Source organism: Pseudoselenomonas caprae (genome assembly GCF_008271345.1).
GTDB lineage: Bacteria > Bacillota > Negativicutes > Selenomonadales > Selenomonadaceae > Selenomonas_A > Selenomonas_A caprae.
This window is the reverse complement of record NZ_VTOZ01000026.1, coordinates 17,185-38,139: the sequence shown is the minus strand read 5'-3', so window position 1 is coordinate 38,139 and position 20,955 is coordinate 17,185. Positions and strand designations below refer to the sequence as shown.

23 protein-coding genes are annotated in these 20,955 nt (G+C 56.7%); 1 reads left to right on the top strand and 22 read right to left on the bottom strand.

Annotated elements, in window-relative coordinates:
* Positions 1-15: 15 nt before the first annotated feature.
* The 19 genes from FZ041_RS11355 to FZ041_RS14590 form a co-directional block, all read right to left on the bottom strand.
* Positions 16-1,245 carry an O-acetylhomoserine aminocarboxypropyltransferase/cysteine synthase family protein gene (locus FZ041_RS11355; protein ID WP_149189640.1) on the bottom strand — a complete coding sequence of 410 codons (1,230 nt, stop codon included), beginning with the start codon at positions 1,243-1,245 and terminating at the stop codon, positions 16-18.
* Entirely contained in the window at positions 1,242-1,496 is a 255-nt protein-coding gene (locus FZ041_RS11350) for a sulfurtransferase TusA family protein (RefSeq protein WP_033170738.1), read from the bottom strand. Before FZ041_RS11350 ends, FZ041_RS11355 begins: the two co-directional genes overlap by 4 nt.
* Positions 1,493-2,353, bottom strand: a complete 861-nt coding sequence (locus FZ041_RS11345; RefSeq protein ID WP_149189639.1) for a 4Fe-4S binding protein — start codon at positions 2,351-2,353, stop codon at positions 1,493-1,495. The genes FZ041_RS11350 and FZ041_RS11345 overlap by 4 nt, the downstream gene beginning before the upstream one ends.
* A 30-nt stretch (positions 2,354-2,383) precedes the next feature.
* Positions 2,384-2,797 (bottom strand): M67 family metallopeptidase, encoded by a 414-nt coding sequence (locus FZ041_RS11340; protein ID WP_149189638.1) that lies wholly within the window; start codon positions 2,795-2,797, stop codon positions 2,384-2,386.
* A 12-nt stretch (positions 2,798-2,809) separates the two neighbouring features.
* Positions 2,810-3,631: a HesA/MoeB/ThiF family protein gene (locus FZ041_RS11335; RefSeq protein WP_149189637.1), complete on the bottom strand. Its 822-nt coding sequence runs from the start codon at positions 3,629-3,631 to the stop codon at positions 2,810-2,812.
* The gene (gene thiS / locus FZ041_RS11330; protein ID WP_033170735.1) at positions 3,628-3,837 is read right to left on the bottom strand and encodes a sulfur carrier protein ThiS; all 210 of its coding nucleotides are present in this window, start codon (positions 3,835-3,837) and stop codon (positions 3,628-3,630) included. The genes FZ041_RS11335 and thiS (FZ041_RS11330) overlap by 4 nt, the downstream gene beginning before the upstream one ends.
* 226 nt (positions 3,838-4,063) lie before the next feature.
* Positions 4,064-4,708: a thiamine phosphate synthase gene (locus FZ041_RS11325; RefSeq protein WP_149189636.1), complete on the bottom strand. Its 645-nt coding sequence runs from the start codon at positions 4,706-4,708 to the stop codon at positions 4,064-4,066.
* Positions 4,701-5,951: a 2-iminoacetate synthase ThiH gene (gene thiH, locus FZ041_RS11320; protein WP_149189635.1), complete on the bottom strand. Its 1,251-nt coding sequence runs from the start codon at positions 5,949-5,951 to the stop codon at positions 4,701-4,703. Before thiH ends, FZ041_RS11325 begins: the two co-directional genes overlap by 8 nt.
* Before the next feature lie 11 nt (positions 5,952-5,962).
* Positions 5,963-6,739 (bottom strand): thiazole synthase, encoded by a 777-nt coding sequence (locus tag FZ041_RS11315; protein WP_149189634.1) that lies wholly within the window; start codon positions 6,737-6,739, stop codon positions 5,963-5,965.
* Between the two features lie 43 nt (positions 6,740-6,782).
* A complete protein-coding gene (gene thiS / locus FZ041_RS11310; protein WP_033170731.1) occupies positions 6,783-6,977 on the bottom strand; it encodes a sulfur carrier protein ThiS in 195 nt (64 codons plus the stop codon).
* A 235-nt stretch (positions 6,978-7,212) separates the two neighbouring features.
* Positions 7,213-8,940, bottom strand: coding sequence for a sulfate adenylyltransferase subunit 1 (locus FZ041_RS11305; RefSeq protein ID WP_149189633.1), 1,728 nt, complete (start codon positions 8,938-8,940; stop codon positions 7,213-7,215).
* A complete protein-coding gene (gene cysD / locus FZ041_RS11300) occupies positions 8,940-9,746 on the bottom strand; it encodes a sulfate adenylyltransferase subunit CysD (protein WP_231473887.1) in 807 nt (268 codons plus the stop codon). Before cysD ends, FZ041_RS11305 begins: the two co-directional genes overlap by 1 nt.
* Positions 9,747-9,764: 18 nt before the next feature.
* On the bottom strand, positions 9,765-10,076 hold the full coding sequence (locus FZ041_RS11295; RefSeq protein ID WP_033170729.1) for a ferredoxin family protein: 312 nt from the start codon (positions 10,074-10,076) through the stop codon (positions 9,765-9,767).
* The gene (locus FZ041_RS11290) at positions 10,060-11,748 is read right to left on the bottom strand and encodes an adenylyl-sulfate reductase subunit alpha (protein ID WP_149189632.1); all 1,689 of its coding nucleotides are present in this window, start codon (positions 11,746-11,748) and stop codon (positions 10,060-10,062) included. Before FZ041_RS11290 ends, FZ041_RS11295 begins: the two co-directional genes overlap by 17 nt.
* 19 nt (positions 11,749-11,767) lie before the next feature.
* On the bottom strand, positions 11,768-12,832 hold the full coding sequence (locus FZ041_RS11285; protein ID WP_197018703.1) for a sulfate/molybdate ABC transporter ATP-binding protein: 1,065 nt from the start codon (positions 12,830-12,832) through the stop codon (positions 11,768-11,770).
* Positions 12,822-13,643, bottom strand: a complete 822-nt coding sequence (gene cysW / locus FZ041_RS11280; protein ID WP_143102226.1) for a sulfate ABC transporter permease subunit CysW — start codon at positions 13,641-13,643, stop codon at positions 12,822-12,824. The genes FZ041_RS11285 and cysW overlap by 11 nt, the downstream gene beginning before the upstream one ends.
* Before the next feature lie 9 nt (positions 13,644-13,652).
* A complete protein-coding gene (gene cysT / locus FZ041_RS11275) occupies positions 13,653-14,483 on the bottom strand; it encodes a sulfate ABC transporter permease subunit CysT (RefSeq protein WP_149189631.1) in 831 nt (276 codons plus the stop codon).
* A gap of 21 nt (positions 14,484-14,504) precedes the next feature.
* Positions 14,505-15,536, bottom strand: coding sequence for a sulfate ABC transporter substrate-binding protein (locus FZ041_RS11270; RefSeq protein WP_149189630.1), 1,032 nt, complete (start codon positions 15,534-15,536; stop codon positions 14,505-14,507).
* 245 nt (positions 15,537-15,781) lie between these two features.
* A complete protein-coding gene (locus tag FZ041_RS14590; RefSeq protein ID WP_222931161.1) occupies positions 15,782-16,129 on the bottom strand; it encodes a YezD family protein in 348 nt (115 codons plus the stop codon).
* A 209-nt stretch (positions 16,130-16,338) separates the two neighbouring features.
* On the opposite strand from FZ041_RS14590, the gene FZ041_RS11260 reads away from it, so the two are divergent.
* Complete coding sequence (locus tag FZ041_RS11260) at positions 16,339-16,689, top strand: heat-shock protein Hsp90 (protein WP_149189629.1); 351 nt, start codon at positions 16,339-16,341, stop codon at positions 16,687-16,689.
* 51 nt (positions 16,690-16,740) lie between these two features.
* Here the strand turns inward: FZ041_RS11260 and FZ041_RS11255 are convergent, their stop codons facing one another.
* The 3 genes from FZ041_RS11255 to FZ041_RS11245 form a co-directional block, all read right to left on the bottom strand.
* A complete protein-coding gene (locus tag FZ041_RS11255) occupies positions 16,741-18,516 on the bottom strand; it encodes a methyl-accepting chemotaxis protein (protein WP_075444135.1) in 1,776 nt (591 codons plus the stop codon).
* A gap of 177 nt (positions 18,517-18,693) precedes the next feature.
* Positions 18,694-19,365 (bottom strand): hypothetical protein, encoded by a 672-nt coding sequence (locus tag FZ041_RS11250; protein ID WP_149189628.1) that lies wholly within the window; start codon positions 19,363-19,365, stop codon positions 18,694-18,696.
* An 84-nt stretch (positions 19,366-19,449) separates the two neighbouring features.
* The gene (locus FZ041_RS11245; RefSeq protein WP_149189627.1) at positions 19,450-20,844 is read right to left on the bottom strand and encodes an SGNH/GDSL hydrolase family protein; all 1,395 of its coding nucleotides are present in this window, start codon (positions 20,842-20,844) and stop codon (positions 19,450-19,452) included.
* Positions 20,845-20,955 lie beyond the last annotated feature (111 nt).

Here is a 20,955-nt window from a genome sequence, read left to right as displayed (position 1 = left end):
CTCGCAAAATCTTCTTCACATCTCATCGGCCTTTGCCAGCGCCTGCCCAAAATCTTCCAGCAAATCCTCAACATCCTCAAGGCCAACGCTTATGCGCACGAGGTCATCGGTCACGCCGGCATATTCCTTTTCCTCCGCACTGGAGCGGACAAAAATGGTCGAGGCCGGATGGATGACGAGCGTGCGCGCATCGCCGATATTTGAGACATTGAGCGCATAGTTCAGCGCGTTGATGAACCGGTACGCTTTTTCCTTGGTGCCGAGCCGCACGGTCAAAAGCGTGCCGAAATGTTTGCCAAACTGCTTGGCCGCCGTCTCATGCCAGGGACTGTCAGCAAGGCCCGGATAATTGACCGTAAGCCCCTGGGCCTGCAAAAACCTGGCCAGTTCCCGCGCATTCGTACAGGCCCGATCCAGGCGCAAGGCCAACGTATCAAGCCCGATGCCCGTCAGATAGGCATTAAACGGCGCCATACAGCCGCCATAGTCGGTGACCATGCGCATGCGCAGCCGCACGCTAAAACTCATGGGGCCGAACTGGAACTGGCGGAACTTCGGAAACCGCGCCGGGTCCCACTTGAAACGGCCGCTGCTGATGACGATGCCCCCCACGGAATTGCCATTGCCATTCAGCGCTTTCGATGTCGAATGGATTACGACATCGGCGCCTAACGCGAGCGGCCGGCAAAGATAGGGTGTCGTGACGGTGTTGTCCACAAACAGCGGAATATCATAGCTGTGCGCCAGCTTTGCCAGTGCCTCAATATCCACCACATTGAGTTTTGGATTGCCGATGGTCTCCGCGTAGATGAGCCGCGTACGCTCCGTGATAAGCTCCGCAAAATCAGCCGGCGCATCCCCCTTGGCATAGTGCACCCGAATGCCAAATTCGGAAAGATCCCGGAAAATCGAACTGGTGCCGCCATAAAGGCCCCCCGAGGCCACAATCTCATCCCCTTGAGAAACGACATTGAGTACTGCCTGGGAAACCGCCGCCATACCCGAAGCACAGGCCACAGCGCCGACACCGCCCTCCAGGGAGCGGATGCGCATCTCAAAGCTGGCAATGGTCGGATTGCCCACCCGGGTGTAGACAAAACCGGGCTTACGCCCGGCAAAGATCTTTTCCATATCTTCGGCCGTTTCCTGATAAAAGGCCGTACTCTGGTAAAGGGGCTGCGTCACCGCTCCTGTGGCCTTATCGGGGCCAAAAGAATCGTGCAACAGCCGGGTCGTGAATCTCATAACTCCCGCCCACCTTTTTGCACGACGAGGTCATAGGTGCCATCGGCGGCCTGGCTGACCGACAGGACCTTATGCCCTTCATCTTTCAGGCTGCGCGGCACGTTCTGGATGGGCTCGCCTTCATTGAGATGAACGCCCAGGATCTGCCCATCGTCCAAATCTTCGAGGGCCATCTTGACCTTCACGAACGTAATCGGACAAACGACATCGGTGATGTCAATCGTATCATCAATCTTCCATGCTTCACTCATAATACTTCCTCCACTGCCTGCTCAAACTTCTCCCAACCCACGCGGTCCAGGCAATTGGCAAACCGCTCGCTGGGCTTCGCGTTGTCCTCAAAGAATTTCAAGGCGACATCGACAATCTCGTAGAGTTTCTCTTCATCAAAAATAATCGGCAGGAAATGACGGCCGACGGCAATGCGGTTGCCATAGAGCCCGCCAAACGAAACGACAAAGCCATTCTCGCCCGTCCAGGCATCGGTGGGGCAGCTCTTGATGCACTTGCCGCAGTAAACGCATTTCTCTAAAGCCAGCGTCAATTTCTTACCCCCCTTATCCACTTCGATGGCTTTCTCGGGACACACAGCCCCACAAACACCACAGTAAATACAAGCATCCGATTTCCACTCAGGACGCACGCCGCCCTTGATGCCCATATCGTTTTCCTCGGTTTTCAAGCAGTTGTTGTGGCAACCCGTGAAACCGAACTTAAATTTATGGGGCAGCTCGCGGCCGCCATAGCGCTTATCAAATTCATTGGCCAGCTTGACCGTATCGATGAGACCGGAGGGGCAGACAGCCGCTCCCTGGCAGGCCGTAATCGTGCGCACGCGCGGGCCGCAGACGCCTACCTCCACGCCGCCTGCTTTCAGGGCTTTCTTGACGTCATCAATATCCTGCACGTTGATGAAGGGGATTTCGATGCCCTGCCGGCTCGTCAGATGCACATAGCCCTGACCGAACTTCTCCGCCACCTGCTGCACGGTGGCCAGCTGGGCCGCCGTAAAGTGACCGCCCACGGACTTGAGGCGCATGGAAAAACGATCCTTCTGTCTCTGCCGCATGAAGCCGCCCTTTTTGAGCTCTTTATAATCAACTGCCATCGTAATTCCTCCTAAATATCACACATATCATCAGCGAATCCGCAAATCTTCCTTCGTCACCACTTTATCGCGGCTGACCTGGAAACTGTTGAGCACCGGCTCACCGCCATTTAGGGATAAAATAAAATAGCTTGCCTGGGTATCGAAGGCCAGCCGCTTGTCCTCCTCACTAGGGCGGGAGGGACTGGCTGGATGGCTGTGCCAATTGCCCAGGAGCACGAGGCCCTGCGCCCGCAGCTCCTTGACCGCCGCAAACTGCTCCTTGGGATCCAGGGAAAAATGCTCCTCGCTCTGGTCGGTATTCGTCAGATAAAAGACCTTCTCCACCTTTTTGACACCGTCTTCGATCCGGCCTCCCAGCAGGCCGCAGTCCTCAATGGGAGCTGTGGCACGGGCATGGCGCACCATTTCCAGATAGTCTGTCAATTTCAATTCAACCGGCATCTGAATCCCTCCTTAATGGTTGCGCAGGTCGCAGGCCGGCTGCTCATAGTCGACGAGCTCCGTGATGGTCGGATGGTCACCGCAGACGGCACAATCATGATTGTGGGGAATCTTGACCTTGCGGAAGGTCATGGTCAGCGCATCATAGGTCAGCAAATAGCCACTGAGCAAATCGCCGACACCGAGGATATACTTGAGGGCCTCCGTTGCCTGCAAGGTGCCGATGATACCGCCCATGACGCCGAGCACGCCTGCCTGGCGGCAGGTGGGTACCGCGTCCTTCGGCGGCATCGCCGGGAATACGCAGCGATAGCAGGGCCCCTGTCCCGGCACATAAGTCATGAGCTGTCCCTGGAACCGGATGATGCCTGCATGGGAGTAAGCCTTCTGTTCCATGACGCAGGCATCGTTGATCAGGAACTTCGCCGGGAAATTATCCGTACCATCGATGATGAAATCGTAATCCTGGTCCCGGATGATGTCGCGGATGTTGGCCGACGTCACCAGTTCATTATAGGTATGGACCGTTACATCGGGATTCATCGCGGCAATGGTCTCCTTGCCCGACTGGATCTTCGGCTTGCCCACATCCTTCGTCTGATGGATGATCTGGCGCTGCAGATTGGAAAGGTCAACCACATCGAAATCCACCAGGCCAATCTGGCCAACGCCGGCGGCAGCCAGATACATGGCCGCCGGGGCACCAAGGCCGCCAGTGCCGATGACCAGCACCTTGCCCCCCAGCAGTTTTTCCTGGCCCTTGCCGCCCACCTGCTGCAGGATGATATGGCGGGAATAGCGCTCAATCTGTTCATTCGTCAAGCTGACACTCATCTTGCACCGCCTCCCATGAAGTACAGGAATTCCACCGTATCGCCATCTCCCACAAAGGTATTGTCAAAACCCGAATGATCCACGAATTCCCCATTCAGCTGCACCGTTACATATTCCGGCTGGTCGGCCTTTGCCACCACCAGCAGTTCTCTTACATTGATGGATTTCTCGATTTCCAGAGCTTCGCCATTGACCGTCAGTTTCATTTTCTCTACCTCCACGTACTAGAAAAAGCCTATGAGAAACGCCAAGTTATCCATAAATACACCTCGTGAAAAGATTCCACAGTGGTATTCCATGCCCTGAGCGTTTCCCATAGGCTTCCGTTTATCGAATGACCTACGGTGATACCGTTCAATCATATTAAACCGATATGTTTTACAAATCGATAGTGATATCTTACAACAACGCCTACGAAATGTCAACTATTTTTTATTTTTTGTAAAGCCAGGTCTCACCCTGCATCAATCCGCTCATCACACAGGCACCAGCTGCCCCGGCGGCCAGCACCGCCGCCAGCCTTGCCGGCGTGATGCCGCCGATGGCATAGACCGGGAGTGCTGACGCCTGGCAGGCCGCCTGCAAGAAATCCAAGCCCCGTCCCGGAAGGCCCTGCTTGCAGTCTGTTTCATAGATATGCCCCGCCACCAGATAGGAGCAGCCAAGGCGCTGGGCCTCCTCCACCTCATCCAGGGAATGGCAGGAGGTGCCAAGTACTTGCCATGCTGACCGCACCTTAGCGGAGAACTGCCGTAGCTTGGGAAGTGGCAGGTGCAGGCCGTCCGCCCGCAGCCTTGCAGCCACCTCCACCTGGCCATGCAGGATTACTGGCACGCCGTACTGCCGGCCAATTCCCATGACGTCACGAGCCAGCTGTTCATACTCGACCGCAGCCAAATCCTTTTCCCGCAGGACGATGGCCCTAGGGCCCTGGGCGGCAATCCGCGCCAGCCGCGCATAAAAATCCTCGGTACATAACTTACGGTCCGTAATGGCGATGACTTTTGACAAGTCAATGGTTGACCGGTCAAATCCTGACTTGTCAAAGATTGACTTGTCATTTTTTTCCCTACACATAGAGATAGTCATTGAGCACCGGCTGCAATCCCTCGGCGGCCATATCGGCATACATGGCCTCAAGACTGCGGGTATCGCAGATTTCAAACTGCTCATCGCCGGTGCGCGCCTCATCCTTGCCCGTATATTTTTCCTCATGGTCCCCAATGCCCGTGGACACCCCCGCGGAAATCTTCGTCGCGCAGATCTTGGCAATGCCGTTGCGGAAGGCGGCACTCTCCCGGGAGGAGACCGTTATGCCGGCAAAGGGCAGGAAGATGCGATAGGCGCAAAGGATCTGGCAAAGCTGCCGCTCGCCAACATCCAGGGGATTGATCTTATCGTTGTTGATGATGGGCCGCAGGCGCGGACAGGAAAGGGAAAACTCCGCCTGGGGATACTTGCGCTGCAGATAATAGACATGCAGTGCCGTAGCCAGTGCATCCTTGCGGAAATCCGACAGTCCCAAAAGCGCCGAAAAACCGACGCCGCGCATGCCGCCGCGCAAGGCGCGTTCCTGGGCCTCAAAGCGGTAAGGCCAGACGCGCTTATGGCCCAGAAGATGCAGCGTCTCATATTTCTTGAGGTCATAGGTCTCCTGAAACACCGTGACATAATCGGCCCCGCATTCGTGGAGGTATCTGTAACCCTCGGTGTTGACGGGATAGATTTCCAATCCCACGTTCTTGAAATACTTGCGCGCCAGCTTGCAGGCCTCACCGATATAGGAAACATTGGATTTGGTCTTGCTCTCCCCAGTGAGCAGCAGGATTTCCTCCATACCCGATGAAGCGATGACCTGCATCTCATGCTCGATCTGCCCTGCATCGAGCTGCAAGCGCTTGATGTCATTGTAGCAGTTGAAGCCGCAGTAGACGCAGTAATTCTCACAGTAGTTGGCGATGTAGAGCGGCGTGAACAGATAGACCGTGTTGCCGAAATGACGGCTTGTTTCCAGCCGTGCCCGCGCGGCCATCTCCTCGAGGAAGGGCTGCGCCGCTGGCGACAGCAAGGCCTTGAAATCCTCCACCGTGCAGCTGTCATGATTGAGCGCCCGCCGCACATCGGCGGCCGTATAGGAAGCGTAATCGTAGGCCTCCATCGCCGCGATGACCCGCGCCCTTACTGGCGAATCGATCTGTTCCATATCGGGGAAGTATTCCAGCGGGTCCTTACGGCTGGCTGGATCTTGTTCCAGCTGATGCTTCTTGGCCAGTGCCCCTTCGCTTAGTTTTTCCGAGTCGACAAAAAACTGATTTTCCATGCTGCGCCTCCTCAGTCGTGCAAAAAGCCAGTAAGGGGGTCCGAGGCAGCAGCCCCGCGGGTCAGCACGCGGCCCAGGCCCGCCAGATAGGCCTTGCGGCCAGCGGCGATGGCGTCCTTGAAGGCTGCGGCCATCAGCGGCAGATTGCCTGCCGTGGCCAGCGCCGTATTGGCCATGATAGCGGCCGCCCCCATCTCCATGGCTGCACAGGCCTCGGAGGGCTTGCCGATGCCGGCATCGACGATGATTGGCAAGTCGATCTCATCGATGAGGATCTGGATGAACTCTTTCGTGGCCAGCCCCTTATTGGAACCGATTGGCGCCGCCAGCGGCATGACGGCCGCCGCCCCTGCCTCCACCAGGTCCCGGGCCACATTGAGGTCCGGATACATATAGGGCATGACCACAAAGCCTTCTTTGGCTAGCCGTTCCGTCGCCTTGATGGTCTCCCCATTGTCAGGCAGCAGGTACTTCGAATCCCGCATGATCTCAATCTTGACAAAGTCCCCGCAGCCAAGCTCCCGGGCCAGACGCGCGATGCGCACGGCCTCATCGGCGTTGCGCGCCCCCGAGGTATTGGGCAAAAGGGTCACGCCTTTTGGGATATAGTCAAGGATGTTTTCCTGCTCCTTCGTATTGGCCCGGCGCACGGCCAGTGTCACGATTTCCGCCCCGGCATCCCGCACGGCAGCCTCAATGAGCTGCAGCGAGTATTTGCCCGAGCCCAGGATGAAGCGGGAGTGGAACCTATGCCCGCCAATCACCAAACAATCTTCCTGTTTTTCCATCTGTCATTACTCCTCTCCAAGCGATTTCCGAACCGATAACAACTCAGCCACCACCCATAAAGCAGACAATCTCCACCACATCGCCGTCTTGCAGCACCGTCGTTTCATAGTCCGCCTTCGGCAGGATGACTTCATTGTATTCCACGGCAATCGCCCGGCTGTCATAGCCCGCCTCCTGGAGGTAATCACAGAGGCTTTTGCCTGCTGCCGCTTTATCCTCACCATTTATCCTGACCATCTGCATCCTCCTGTAAAACCTGCACGAAAAAGGGAACCTGCCTGATTGGCAAGTTCCCTTCGGTTTACACGTATCATTCACCGCTCATCCCTACGTTGGCATTATCCAAATCAGGTTATGGGTCGGAGTCGTAACCTCCCTCTCAGCCTGCTGTGATGTTCCCATCGGCAAGCTCCCCTTGCTGTGCAATTGTCTTTGACTATTATACGTCAGCTTACGCAAAATTGCAAATTACTCAGATGACGTAGTCAAAATAGAACTGCAAGCGGCGGTATTGGTTCAGGAAGAAATAACGGTTAGCAAACGCAGCTTTTACGCGAGGTTCCACGTGGCTCGAGGCCAATTCCCGATAGACCGACAGCATTTCCTTCAGCTCCTTGGCCTTATAGACCTTGATGCCAAAGCCGCGGCCATTGATCAGTGGCCGACCCGAATACTCATAGTCCGCCAGCGGCAGGATAGATTCGATCCTGCCCTGCCGCACCGAAACCGCTACCTGGTCGCGCAGGATAAGGATGTCAAAATCGGCCGGATACTCGTAGCTGATGCCCCGGCGGGGAATCTCATCCCCCACCTGATATGGTTTCTTGACGGCTGCGGCTACCTTCGTGACGTTGTAGCTTTCGATATCGTAGTAGAATTCATCGAAGACATCGCCCCGGGCGCGGATGCCGCCGTTCACAAAGGCGAAGCCTGCCCCCTCGTCGGCCTTTTCGGCGGCGACGACGATACCGCCGCCGGCCACATCATAGCCATCCACCAACACGAACCGGCCCGTTGCCTGATGCTCCTGGAACACATCAAAGGCAATGACCTCCTTGAGGCTCAGGATGACTTCTGCCACATCGTTCAGCCGCAGTTCCTTGGCTCCCTCGCGGCTGTCGAGATTGGCCGCATCGATGGTCTTGACGATGTCAGCCACCTCGGCCTCCACCTCCTGGGTCGCCAGCTTGAGCTTGTAGGTACTGCCCTTGCGCAGAGGATTGCGCCCCATCCAGAATATCGAGGCCCGCAGGCGGTTGGACACGTGGGGGGCCTTGGCCCCAGGCGTCGTGATGATCTCACCGCGCTGGTTGAAGAACTCATCCCGGACGATGATGCCCGTGGATTCCCCGGCCAAGGCGCGCTCCTTCTTGTCCCGCTCCTGCCAGTAGGCAATGGACTGGATGACCGTGCGGCGCCCCGATGGGTAGATGGCGATCTCATCGCCCACGGCGAGCTTGCCGGCCTCGATGCGTCCGGCAATGATGCGGCGGTCGTCGAATTTGAACACATCCTGTATGGGCAGGCGCAGGTCCTTGTCGAGAATTTCTTTGCTGGCCTCGAGCAAATCGAGAGAATCCAGCAGCACCGGGCCATCATACCAGGGCATATTGACCGACTTAGTAGCGATGTTGTCGCCCTGATAACCCGATACCGGCAAATAGCGCAGGGGCTTTACCCCCAGCGGTTCCAGGAACTCCTTCATATCGTCAGCAACCTTGTGGAATACTTCCTCGGAGTAGTCCACCAAATCCATCTTGTTGACAACCACATAGACCTTCTCGATACCCAGCAGGGACAGCATATAGCCATGGCGCTTGGACTGCTCCTGCACCCCCTGTTTGGCATCAACAATCAAGAGAGCCGCATTGGCATTGGCTGCCCCCGAAATCATATTCTTGAGGAACTCCTTATGCCCCGGGGCATCGATGATGACATACTCCCGTTTCTTCGTCGCAAACTGGATCTGGGTCGTATCAATCGTGATGCCCTGTTTCTGCTCTTCCTCAAAGGCATCGAGGAGATAGGCATACTCAAAGGGCTTGCCCGTTTCCCTGGCGATGCGCTTGACCTTGTCCACTGCGCCCTGGGGCAGGGAATCCGTATCGTAGAGCAGACGGCCGATGACCGTCGATTTGCCATGATCCACATGACCGACCACCACGATATGCAGACCTTCTTGTTTCAATTTCTCATCCATTACATATACCCCTCTTTACGCAGTTTCTGCATCGCATAAGCATCTTCCTGGTCCTGCTTGCGCCCGGCACGCTCGCCAGTCTTCGTATGTTTCAATTCTTCAATGATCTTGTCAAGGGTATCAGCCTCCGACTCAATCTGTCCCGTGCAGCAGGCACAGCCCAGGCTGCGGTAACGCTTGCCGTTCTTGGCAAAATACAGGTCGATGATGGGAATATTCTCCCGGCGGATGTATTCCCAGATATCCAGCTCACTCCAAGCAAGAATCGGATGCACGCGGATGTGGTTGCCCTTGGGGAAATCCGTCTTGAACTGATTCCAGAGCTCCGGCGGCTGGTTGGTGTAATCCCAGCCATCATCCTGGGTACGCTCGGAGAAAACCCGCTCCTTGGAGCGGGAGCCCTCCTCATCGCGGCGCACCCCGACGATAAGACCGTCAAAGCCGTGCTGCTTCACCACCTGACGGAGGCCTTCGGTCTTGAGGGCCTTGCAGCAGGCCAGGCGCCCCTTGTCGGGACCGATGCCCGCATGTATGGCCTCCCAATTCGTATGGACGATGAGGTCAAGGCCGAGTTCCTTGGCGACGCGGTCGCGGTAGGCAATCATCTCGGGAATCTTGTGTTTCGTATCCACATGGATGAAGGGAAAGGGTACATGGCCGTAAAAGGCTTTCTTGGCCAGCCACAGCAGCACCGTCGAGTCCTTGCCGATTGACCAGAGCATGCCCAGCTTGCCCAGTTTCTTATACGCCTCCCGGAGGATGTAGATACTCTCCGCCTCCAGTTGATCCAAATGATCCATTGCCATTGTTATCGTCTCCTAACCTCAATACGCATTTGCTTTATTTTTTGCTACGATGATTTCCTGCTCGCTGCCATCAGGAAGTCTTAGCTGCCAGGTAAGCGACGCCGCCGAATCATGGGCATAAAGCCGGCCGCCGGCACCGCCAAGATCAGCGCTCAGATAGTAGAAAATCGCATCCCGCGGGCACTCCTTGACGCAGGCCGTGCAGCCCCAGCAGTCCCGCACCTCGCGGATGGCGGCTTTCCCCGCCGTCACTTCCAATAGATTTCCCGGACAGACCTCCGTGCAGCGGCCGCAGCCCACGCACTTTTCCGGTTCAATGCTGATGCTCATACCGTTCCCCCCGCTTGACCAGATCCCGATAGATGATTTTCACCTTTCCCTCCTCCAGCCGCGAATTGACATATTTTTCCAGCGCCGGATCTTTGCCCGGATAGTCAAGATTCTCGGCAAAGGAGTGCCAGCGCGTCTCCCGGCGGGCCTTCAGATGCTCGATGAGCACGCGGCAGATGAGCAGCCGCTCCTGCAGTTCAAAGAGCTGCACCAGCTCATAGCCATCCGCCGCCCGCAAGTCCTCACTGAGCCTTGTCAGCCGCCCGATATGTTTGGCCGCCAGGTCCAGCTGCCTTTCCGTATAGCGATAGCCAGTGGTAATCCCCCCTGCATACTCATCCATGACCTGCTGCATGGCCTCCTCAAGCCCCGCCGCCGTAAACAGCGGACTAGCTGCTGGTGGCTTCAGCAGTGCCGTGACCCGGTCCAAAATCCTCTGGCGGACCGCCGGGGGAAGGGCTGGCTGCCCCTGCCCTTCCGCATAGGCGGCGGCACTTTCCGCGGCAATCTTTCCCTCCACAAAGGCACCGGTCACATATTTCTGCGGGCAGCCGCCAGCCACGTCGCCAGCTGCGAACAGCCCCGGCAGCGTCGTCGCCCGCACCGCATCGATCCAATAGCCGCTGGCCGTATGGCCGCCCACCACATAGGGCTCGGAGCCCTCCACCTCCACATTGGCGCTGGCAGGGCCTAGCCCCGTCTCGCGCCACTTCATGGTCTGGGCCGGTGCCATGTTGAGATAGGCCCGCTCCAGCGAAGCCTGCTGCACCTCGGTGATGCCCTCGGTTTCCAGATAGCAGGGGCCCCGCCCGGCCAGATTCTCGCTGACCACGGCATACAGGCGCTCTGACGTCGTATTGCCGTATCTATGCTGATAGCGCTCCCCCGCTGCGTTGACCTGAGCCGCGCCGACGCCCTGGGCCAATGTTCCCGTCGGCGCAATGGTCCCCTTGCAGCGCAGGGCGATGAACCGCATCTCAAAGGTCGTCATCTCCGCGCCAGCCCGCAGGCCCATGGCATAGCCAGCCCCGGTATTGAAGGGACTGTACCACATCTTATGGCGGGAACGGCCCGGATGATTGGGCCGGTAGAGCCCGGCCGCACCGCCCGTGGCACAGATGACGGCCTTGGCCTGCAGGAAATACAACTTCTCCTGCCGCACGCCGACGCCCCAGGCGCCAGTCACCGAGCCATCATCAGCCTGCAAATAGTCGACGACACTTACATGTTCCAGCACTTCTACATTTTTGCTCTTGCGCACCGCCATCGCCAGCAGCGGCTTGATATTTTCACCATTTATCTTGAGATTGCGCCACCCACGGGAGACATACTGGCCCCGCTCATCCTTCAGGATGACCAGTCCCAGCTCTTCCATATGACGGGTCACTTCGTTGAGCCCCTGGGACATCGTCAGCAGCAGGTCATCGCGCACAATGCCCGCCGCGTCTTTCGCCGCGTAATCGGCATAATCCTCGGGACTGTGCCCCGGCGTGATATAGGCATTCAGGGCATTGACCCCGGCGGCCAGACAGCCGCTGCGCTTGATGCCGGCCTTATCCACCAACAGCACCCTGAGCTCCGGATGGTCTGTGGCCAAGGTAATGGCCGCATAGCAGCCAGCGGCACCGCCGCCCACAATCAGCACATCGGCTGTCTTATCCAAAACTTCCATTCGTCTTTCACATCCTGTATCAAATAACCACCGACTCTTCCTGTTTCGCCCGGTTTTCAATGATCTGGGTCTTCCCGCCGGCGAAACTGTAGACACGGTGAATCAAAACCAGCGCCCGGTCCCCCTCCTGCAAAGGTTTCTTTTCGAGGCTGCGCCAGCCATATAAGAGCTGGCCTTTGACCTCCACCACCACTTGCAGGCTGCTGCCCCGGAAATAGGTGGCCCTGACCGTGCCCTGTTCCGCCGCCAGGGGCATCAGGATTTCCTCCTCCTCGGCAGCAATCTCCAGGAATTCCGGCCGCAGGATGCCCTCATGGCTGCCTGCGCCATTCGTAAATCCCTTGAACACCGTATAGTCGGGAACATGCACCGATTCACCGATGAAATCCGCCACAAAGGGCGTCTCGGGATGCTGATAGATGGCAGCTGGCGAACCAGCCTGCTCCACATGGCCGTGATTCGTGATGATGATGTCATCGGCCACCTCCACCGCCTCATCCTGGTCATGGGTGACAAAGATACTGGTGATGCCCAGCTGATGGATGGTGGCCCGCAACCATTGTCTCAGTTCCTTGCGCACCTTCGCATCGATGGCCGCAAAAGGTTCATCCAATAACAGAAGCTCCGGCTCTGGGGCCAAGGCCCGTGCAAAGGCTACCCGCTGCCGCTGCCCCCCTGAAAGCTGCTGCGGATAACGGGTGGCAAATTCTTTAAGCCCAATAAGCTCCACAAGCTTATCCACCCGCGCGGCAATTTCCTTTGGCGGCACCTTCTGTACCTTGAGCCCAAAGGCGATATTTTCCCATACCGTCATATGGCGGAACAACGCGTAGTTCTGGAACACAAAACCAATGCCGCGCTTCCCCGCCGGCAGGTCGTTGACCCGCTTGCCCGCAATGAAGATATCCCCGCTGTCGGGATGCTCGAGGCCTGCAATCATGCGCAGGATGGTGGTCTTGCCACTGCCCGACGGTCCCAAGAGGCCGATAAGTTTTCCCTTTTCCACCGTCAGATTCACGTCATCTGAGGCCTTGAACGTGCCAAAATTCTTATGGATATGTTTAAGTTCTACTTCAATTGCCATTTCTTAGCCCCCGTTTCGCCCGCCATTCCACCAGATTCCGCAGGATCAGGATGATGACGGCCAGAATCACCAGAATCGATGCCACGGCAAAGGCCGCCGTGAAATTGTATTCGTTATAGAGGATTTCGATATGCAGCGGCAGGGTATTCGTCTTGCCCCGGATATGTCCCGAAACTACCGACACCGCACCGAATTCCCCCAGGGCCCTGGCGGTACAGAGTATCACGCCATAGAGCAACGCCCACTTGATATTCGGCAGGGTCACCCGCCGGAAAATCGTCCAGCCGCTGGCCCCCATCGTCGCCGCAGCCTCCTCCTCGCTGCGCCCCTGGGCCTCCATGACCGGCACCAGTTCCCGGGTGATGAACGGAAAGGTCACGAACACCGTGGCGAGGATGATGCCCGGCACCGCGAAGATGATCGCGATGTGCTCAGCCCGCAGGAAGGGATAGAGGGGACTCATGCGGCCAAACAGGATGACAAACAGCAAACCGGCCACCACCGGAGAAATGGCAAAAGGCAGATCCAGCAGCGAACTCCAAAAAGCCTTGCCGCGGAAATCGTATTTCGTGAGCAGCCAGGCCGAAGCCAGGCCAAATACCGTATTGCCAAGCACCGCCGCCACCGTTGCCTCTAAGGTCAGATACAGCGCCTTGCGCGCAAAGGGCTCGTCGAGAGCGGCCAGATAAGCCTGCCAGCCCTTGGCCAACGCCTCGCTGGCCACCAGGACCAGCGGCAGCACCAGCATGACCAGCAGGAAGGCAGCAGCCAGTCCGATAAGCCCCCATTGACTGAATTTATGCGGTTTCACTGCCAACTTTCACACCCCCTGTTTCTGCACGCGATAGCGCTGATACCCATTGATGACCAATAAGATGGCAAAGGACAAGAGCAGCAGCACCAGCGCAATGGCCGCCGCTGCCTGATAGTCGAACTGCTCCAGCTTAGCCATGATCAGGAGCGGTGCGATTTCCGTCTCATAGGGAAGATTGCCCGCAATGAAAACCACGCTGCCGTACTCGCCGACCCCCCGGGCAAAGGCCAAAGAAAAACCCGTGAGCAGCGGCGATACCAGCTCAGGAAGAATTACACGGCGAAAGGTCAGCCAATCGCCTGCCCCCAGCAAAGATGCCGCCTCCTCCACCTGCGGGTCGAGGTCTCGCAGCACCGGCTGGACGCTGCGGGCCACAAAGGGCAGGCCTACAAAGACCATCGCTAACGTAATGCCCAGCGGCGAAAAGGCCGAGGGAATCCCCAGTGCATACAGGTACTGGCCCAGCCAGCCGTTTTCCGCATAGAGCGTCGTAAGCGCAATGCCCGCCACCGCCGTGGGCAGGGCAAAGGGCAGATCGATAAGGCCATCGAGAAGCCCCTTGCCGAAGAACTCATAGCGGACGAGCACCCAGGCCAGCAGCAGCCCGAAGACACCATTCATCACCGCTGCCGCCAGTGCCGTCAGCAGGCTGATATAATACGCATGGAATACGCGGTAATCCAGCACCACTGCAAAAAATTTCTCCCAGCCCATGCCTGCGGTATACAGGACAAAAGCGGCCAGCGGAATCAATAAGATAAGCGAGAGATAAAAGAATGTGATGCCGCAGGTAAAGCGATATCCCGGAATGACTTTCTTATTGCTGAAACTGCTCACTTTCCTGCCTCCTTCACCGTGTCATTTCTTCTCATAGATCTGGTCAAAGGTACCGCCATCGGCGAAATGCTCCTTCTGGGCCTTTGTCCAGCCGCCAAAAGCCTCATCGATCGTCACGAGCTTGAGGGGCAGGAATACCTTAGCATACTTAGCGGCCACCTCTTTGTCACGGGGACGGTAGAAATTCTTAGCGGCGATTTCCTGGCCCTCTTTGCTGTAGAGGAAGTTGATGTAGGCCTCGGCCAGCTTACGCGTGCCCTTGCGCTCCACCACTTCATCGACTACCGCCACCGACGGTTCCGCCAGGATGCTGATGGACGGCACTACGATCTCATAATCGTCCGGTGCATCCTTCACCGACAGCAGGGCTTCATTCTCCCAGGCAATCAAGACATCCCCCTGCCCGCGCTGGACGAAGGAAGTCGTTGCACCGCGGGCACCGGAATCCAGTGCCACCACATGGCTGAACAGTACCTTGAGGAAATCCTTTATCTTGGCCTCATCGCCATTGTTATGCTCCTTGGCATATTCCCAAGCTGCCAGATAGTTCCAGCGGGCACCGCCTGACGTCTTCGGATTCGGCGTCACGATCTGCACATCGTCCCGCACCAGGTCGTTCCAGTCGTGGATGTTCTTCGGGTTGCCCTTGCGCACCAGGAAGACGATCGTCGAGGTATAAGGTGCCGAGTTATCGGGGAATTTCTTGATCCAGTCCTTGTCGATGAGACCTGCCTGGGCAATCTCATCCACGTCATAGGCCAAGGCCAGCGTGACCACATCTGCCTCGAGGCCATCGCGCACCGACCGGGCCTGCTTGCCCGAACCGCCATGAGACTGGGAGAAGGTCACGTCTTCGCCGGATTCTTTTTTCCATTCCTCCTTGAACTTCGCATTGAACTCCGCGAAGAGCTCACGGGTCGGGTCATAGGAGACATTGAGGAACTCCTTGCCAGCGCTGCCGCTGTCTGCCGCTGCATTGCCGCCGCACCCCGTCAGCGCCCCCATGGCCAATACCAAACCTGCCGCAAGTCCAAACCATTTTTTCGCCTTCATTTCAAACACTCCTCATCCTTCATACTAATGACCTCTATCAGAAACATATACGAAAAAAGCCTATGGACGCACAGAACGCTCAGACTTATCCTCGCGGTTCCTGTACGGCTCCATAGGCTTTCGTTTTCGAATGACCTGCGGTTATCCGTTTAATCATATTTATCATATATGCTTTCTTTCGATTGTTAATAGTCTATATCGGCTCAAGCCATTTGTCAAGTCTGTCATGCTGCCTGGCAGAACATTCAGATGCCCTCACCATCCAATCCGGTAAAGCGCTGTTTCTCCGTCCGCTCCATCTGCACGACGCTTCCACGCTTCACCACGATGACCAGCCGCCCATACTGCAGACGGCAGAATTCCTGCCGGATATGCTCGGCAACATGCTGGCGTTGTTTTTCACTCCATACCTGCTCGTCCCGCTGGCAGCCAAAACTTTCGATCCGCAGTTTTTCCTTCCACTCCACCTGGACCAAAATTCCATCCTGCGCGACCAAAACCACTTCACCGTAGCTGATGAGCTGCAAAATCTTGAGGATCTCAGCCATGACGCCAGCAGGAACTTCTCCCACACACAATTTTCTCCCGGCCATCCATCCGCCCCCTAAAATATACTTATCAGATATGTTTAATTTATATTGTATAATATACCTTTTCTTTGCATTCGTCAACACATTTCAGAAAAAATAATGTAATAGTGTAAACAAGCATACTTACAGTATTTGACAAGTCAACGGGGAAATGATATGTTGGACCTGATAGACATAGTATCTGAACACAGACAGAAAGGATGGTTTATGCTATGACAAAAGAAGAACTCCTCCAGGAGGTGCGCGCTGTCATCGCAGCTCCGAGCTGCTACAGCGGACTCAAGGAAGCCGCCGAAGCCTACCTCGCCGCTGTCGATCAGGCCGGTGAGCAGGCTGCCGCCGAAAGACTGCTGGCTGAGCTTGAAGCCGATGTCTGCAGCATCGATGATGTCATCCCGTTCTTCGCTTCCAATGAAGCCAAGAAACTTTTCGGCGAAGAACAGGCCACAGCCATGCTGGCACAGGCACATGAGGTCAAGGCCCAAGGCGGCGACACCTGCTTCTGCCCGGCCTGCACCGCTGGCAAGGCCATCCTCGACAATCGTGACGTCCTGTTGGGCTGATAAAAAAACTCTGTTTGCGACGAATCTCCGCAAACAGAGTTTTTTATTGCCTCAAATCTTGAATTTCTCGACCGCTGCCTCCATAGATTGTGCCATCTCAGTAAGCTGGCGGCTCGAGCTGGCGATCTCATTCATCGTCGCCGTCTGCTCCTCCGTTGCTGCCGATACTGTCTCGGCCTCGCTAGCAACACTGCGGCTCATCTCACTGATCTTGCTGATTGCACCGGAAATCGTATTGGTGCTCTCTGAAAGCGTCACGACAATGCGCTCCATCTCCTTGGTCTCGCCGACAACTTTCTCGACCATTTCAGCGATTTCCTTGAAAGTGGTTCCCGCGCCGTTGACAGCGCCAACGCCATTCTGTACCTGGCTGACACCATCCTGCATGACTGATACGGCACTGCGCGACTTCGACTGGATGGAACCGATGATGCCAGCAATCTCACGAGCTGACTCACTCGACTGCTCAGCGAGCTTACGTACCTCATCCGCAACGACAGCAAAGCCACGGCCATGCTCACCAGCACGCGCCGCCTCGATAGCGGCATTGAGGGCCAGCAGGTTCGTCTGCTCAGCGATCTCCGAAATCGCATCGACAATCGTGCCGATCTTATCCGACTCGTGACCGAGTTCCTCGATGACCTTGGCCGATTCACTGACCGACTGCTCGATGAGCTCCATCTGCTGCACCGCACTGGCTACCTTCTGCTCCCCGGCATCAGCCTGCGATTTTGCGGAACCGACAACGGTACCGGCATGATCGAGAGCCTTCTCGAATTTCTCCATATTCATCGACAGATGGTTGATATGCTCACTGGCATTCTCAACCTCCGTGAACTGCTCACTGCACGAGCCAGCCACATTGACGATCGAGTCAGCTACCTGCCCGCTGACCTCAGCCGACTGCTCGGAGCTGTTCGTCAGCTGCTGCGACGAAGAGGCTACCTGCTTGCTGGACTCTGCCACCTGACGCATCATGTCATGGACCTGCTGCTGGAGTTTCTGCAGCGCCTGGCTCATCTCACCAATCTCATCGCTGCGATGCATGACTTCCGTGAGGGATTCATCCTTGCGGAAATCACCAGTCGCCAGCACGCCCAGCCGGCTCGTGACCAGATGGATCGGGCCGACCACGGTCCCGGCAGCATAAAGGCCCAGGCCCACAAAAGCGGCCAGCAGGATGACAATGATGCCGCCCAGCTTCATGATGCTCGACCAGAACGTCGCATCAGCTTCGGCCCGTGCATCAGCTACCTTCGCATCAATGTAGTCGATCCAGACACCCGTACCGACAACCCACTGATATGGTGCGAACGTCGCCGTGTAGTTGCGCTTCGGCAGCGGCGTCGTCTCATTCGGTTTTGCAAACATCAGATCCGTATAGCCGCCACCATCTTTGCGGCCATTCTCGATCATTTCCTTGATGAAATGACGCCCTTCCGGGTCAGTCAGATTGATGCGCGACTTGCCCTCGGTATCGCGGCCGAGCAGAACGACGTTGACACCCTCATAAGTGTCGATCCAGAAATAGCCCGCACCATCATCGTAGCGCATGTCGCGGACAAGATCTGCCGCCTGCTTCTTCGCCTGCTCCTCCGTCAGCTCGCCCTTCTGCTGGCGGTCGTAGATCTGCTTGATGATCGTGATGGCTGACTCCGTCTCGATCTTGAGCTCACGCTCCACATCCTGGGTCAGCGTCCGGCGGTACGTCTCTACCTGCCGATCCGTCTCACTGATGAGATTCGTGATAAAAAGTGCACTGACCAGCAGTGTCGTCAGCACCGCCGTACCGACGACCATGATAACAAAACGTCCTTTCAAAGACATGGCAACCCCTCCTATGATTCATCCCAATGATTATGGAAAATCTCCTTACCTTTACTCTTTCTTTTCTCTCGTCCTAGATATTTCGACAAGAAAGCAGTAAATCCTCCTTGATTGCCACACCAAAAGAGGCTTATCGCAAAACGTTTTCCGCGATAAGCCTCTTCTTTCCTTATTCGTTTATTGCCAGCCCTGCATCGTCCAGTAGTCTTCGATTCCCTTGACCACCGGATAGAAGGCTTCCGTTATATTGGCGATATGGACCGCCTGCCAATGGCCGTCCTCCTGCTGCTGCAGGTCGACCTTGAGCATAAGCTGCGGTACGAGCCGGCCATAGGCTGTATCTCTGCCCGTGATGCCGACAACGGCCACAGCCTGGGTGCCGTTGGTCTGGACAGATTCCACGCGGACATCGTAGCTGTCCGCAAACTTCGTCATCTCGTCAGCGATCCACTTTGCCTGTCCATCCATGCGGCTGATCGGCGTGATCGCCGGATCCATATAGAGCTCCAGCGTCCGCTGGATGAATACGATATCGTCACTGCGCCGCTCAGCGATGTACTGCTGCATGAAGGCCGTGTCATGACGGAAAAACCAATCCTGCGGATACGTCTTGTGCAGGTTCTCGATATCATCGGCCAGCAGCTTGGTGCTCTCATCATACGTCGTCGCAATGAGGCCATCCACATCTGCATAGCGCTTCACCGTGTCATAGTCATGAGCCTTCACGCCGTCCATGATCTGCGCCAGCGCATACTCCGGCGTCCGCTCAGCCTGATACGAATAGCCGATGCTGCCACCGGCAGCTATGAGCACTGCCAGCATAGCCAGCAATATATGTTTCATCTTCATGGGTCATTCCTCCCAGACCTGGATCTTATTGCCATATAGCTTATTCTAGCGTCCTTCTCTGTAGATAAACTGAAGGAGTCCGCCTCACTGGCCATACTGCGGGATGGGCTTCTTCGTGAGCTTCTTGGTGATCCAGGCAAAGTGCGCATTGAGGTACTCCCCAACACGCTCGCCGATGTATTTCTTGCCATAGTAGTCTGGATGCAGGCCATCGGTCGTGTAGTTGGCACGCAGCCAGCCATTGCTGTCAGCCAGCATCGTCGATACATCGATGCAATAGCGCTGCTGCATGACCCAATCGTTGATATACTGCATATGCACCTGCCAGTCTCCCGGCGGTGCTTCGATATGCGCGCGCTTCACCATCAGGGACGGATTGATTGGCGTTGCCGTCAGGAACACGGGGATGATGCCATACGCATCACATTTGTCGCGCATGAGCTGCAGGTTCTGCACCGTCGTCCAGCCGTTGACCGTGCCGCGGAAATCGTTGACACCGCCCATGATGATCAGCACGCGGGGCGAGAACGGCAGGATATCGCGCTCAAAGCGCTCGATCATATCAGCCGTCGTATTGCCGCTATAACCGATATTCTTGACAGGAACACTCGCATAGGATTCCCAGTCATAGAGCAGATACCCCGGCGGCACCGACATGGCGCCGCCACCATGGGTGATGCTGTCGCCGAGAGCCGCGATCGGCGTCGGCCCCTTCACCTCGAAGAATACCTTCTCCGACCACTCGCTGGTCGGATTCCCGGCCCCATCGACACTGCGCACCTGCCAGAAGTAACGGCCTGGCGTCGTGAAGCCGCCCTCCTCATAGACATCATACTCGCCAGCGCTCAGCGTATGCACCAGCGAATTGCCCCAGCTGGCCACGCGGTATACGCTGACCTCATGCTGCTTGGCCCCAGCCAGCGGCACCCACGAGTATACCGGATAGACCGGCGCATAATCCATGCCGTCAAACTGCGTCGTCGGCTTGGGGGCCTTCGGATTGATCTCGCTGCCCTCGGTTATGGGACGCGGCTTCGAAAAGTGCCCGATGGCCTTGCCATTGTAGTCCAGCGCGCAAACCTTCCAATAGAACTTCCCTGCCTCGCTGCCGAAACGGCTCAGGTCGATATCCACGCCATTCGTGAAAATCTGTTCTTTCGTCACGGCAATGTTGGACGGATCATCCTGCTCCGACCGCAGGATAACGACCTGATACTGCACAGCGCTCGGCTGTTCCTTCCAGGTAAGCCGCACATGCTGGATACTAGCAGCAGCCGGCTGGCTGGCGGCTGCACGCACTGCCTTGCCCGCCTTGGCATCGCCAGGCAGCGCGATGACCCGCGAGGTATTCTGTGCCGTGCGCACCGTGCGCGGCGTAGATGAGGTTGCTGCTGCCGCCATCTCCGTCCCGGCCAATAATCCGACAGCCAGGCAAAGCGAGCCTGCCAGCAGCCACTTTTTCTTTATCGTCAGCTTCATATCTTCTATCAAACTCCATTCATATGCTGCCGCCTTCCGCGGCGACTTTCCTCATTATAGCACCAAGCCCCCCGATTATCAAAAGCAAATCTTCTGTCTTCCTAATCCTTG

What these genes read in the sequence shown, in the direction of transcription:
- thiS (WP_033170735.1), bottom strand. Translation starts at nt 3,837, where the DNA reads ATGAAACTGACGGTCAATGGCGAAGCTCTGGAAATCGAGAAATCCATC.
- FZ041_RS11355 (WP_149189640.1), bottom strand. Translation starts at nt 1,245, where the DNA reads ATGAGATTCACGACCCGGCTGTTGCACGATTCTTTTGGCCCCGATAAG.
- FZ041_RS11245 (WP_149189627.1), bottom strand. Translation starts at nt 20,844, where the DNA reads ATGAAGCTGACGATAAAGAAAAAGTGGCTGCTGGCAGGCTCGCTTTGC.
- FZ041_RS11350 (WP_033170738.1), bottom strand. Translation starts at nt 1,496, where the DNA reads ATGAGTGAAGCATGGAAGATTGATGATACGATTGACATCACCGATGTC.
- FZ041_RS11260 (WP_149189629.1), top strand. Translation starts at nt 16,339, where the DNA reads ATGACAAAAGAAGAACTCCTCCAGGAGGTGCGCGCTGTCATCGCAGCT.
- thiH (WP_149189635.1), bottom strand. Translation starts at nt 5,951, where the DNA reads ATGGAAAATCAGTTTTTTGTCGACTCGGAAAAACTAAGCGAAGGGGCA.
- FZ041_RS11335 (WP_149189637.1), bottom strand. Translation starts at nt 3,631, where the DNA reads ATGAGTGTCAGCTTGACGAATGAACAGATTGAGCGCTATTCCCGCCAT.
- FZ041_RS14590 (WP_222931161.1), bottom strand. Translation starts at nt 16,129, where the DNA reads ATGGCCGGGAGAAAATTGTGTGTGGGAGAAGTTCCTGCTGGCGTCATG.
- FZ041_RS11270 (WP_149189630.1), bottom strand. Translation starts at nt 15,536, where the DNA reads ATGAAGGCGAAAAAATGGTTTGGACTTGCGGCAGGTTTGGTATTGGCC.
- FZ041_RS11250 (WP_149189628.1), bottom strand. Translation starts at nt 19,365, where the DNA reads ATGAAGATGAAACATATATTGCTGGCTATGCTGGCAGTGCTCATAGCT.
- FZ041_RS11290 (WP_149189632.1), bottom strand. Translation starts at nt 11,748, where the DNA reads ATGGAAGTTTTGGATAAGACAGCCGATGTGCTGATTGTGGGCGGCGGT.
- FZ041_RS11315 (WP_149189634.1), bottom strand. Translation starts at nt 6,739, where the DNA reads ATGGAAAAACAGGAAGATTGTTTGGTGATTGGCGGGCATAGGTTCCAC.
- FZ041_RS11305 (WP_149189633.1), bottom strand. Translation starts at nt 8,940, where the DNA reads ATGGATGAGAAATTGAAACAAGAAGGTCTGCATATCGTGGTGGTCGGT.
- cysD (WP_231473887.1), bottom strand. Translation starts at nt 9,746, where the DNA reads ATGGCAATGGATCATTTGGATCAACTGGAGGCGGAGAGTATCTACATC.
- FZ041_RS11340 (WP_149189638.1), bottom strand. Translation starts at nt 2,797, where the DNA reads ATGCCGGTTGAATTGAAATTGACAGACTATCTGGAAATGGTGCGCCAT.
- FZ041_RS11345 (WP_149189639.1), bottom strand. Translation starts at nt 2,353, where the DNA reads ATGGCAGTTGATTATAAAGAGCTCAAAAAGGGCGGCTTCATGCGGCAG.
- FZ041_RS11255 (WP_075444135.1), bottom strand. Translation starts at nt 18,516, where the DNA reads ATGTCTTTGAAAGGACGTTTTGTTATCATGGTCGTCGGTACGGCGGTG.
- thiS (WP_033170731.1), bottom strand. Translation starts at nt 6,977, where the DNA reads ATGGTCAGGATAAATGGTGAGGATAAAGCGGCAGCAGGCAAAAGCCTC.
- FZ041_RS11295 (WP_033170729.1), bottom strand. Translation starts at nt 10,076, where the DNA reads ATGAGCATCAGCATTGAACCGGAAAAGTGCGTGGGCTGCGGCCGCTGC.
- FZ041_RS11285 (WP_197018703.1), bottom strand. Translation starts at nt 12,832, where the DNA reads ATGGCAATTGAAGTAGAACTTAAACATATCCATAAGAATTTTGGCACG.
- FZ041_RS11325 (WP_149189636.1), bottom strand. Translation starts at nt 4,708, where the DNA reads ATGTGTAGGGAAAAAAATGACAAGTCAATCTTTGACAAGTCAGGATTT.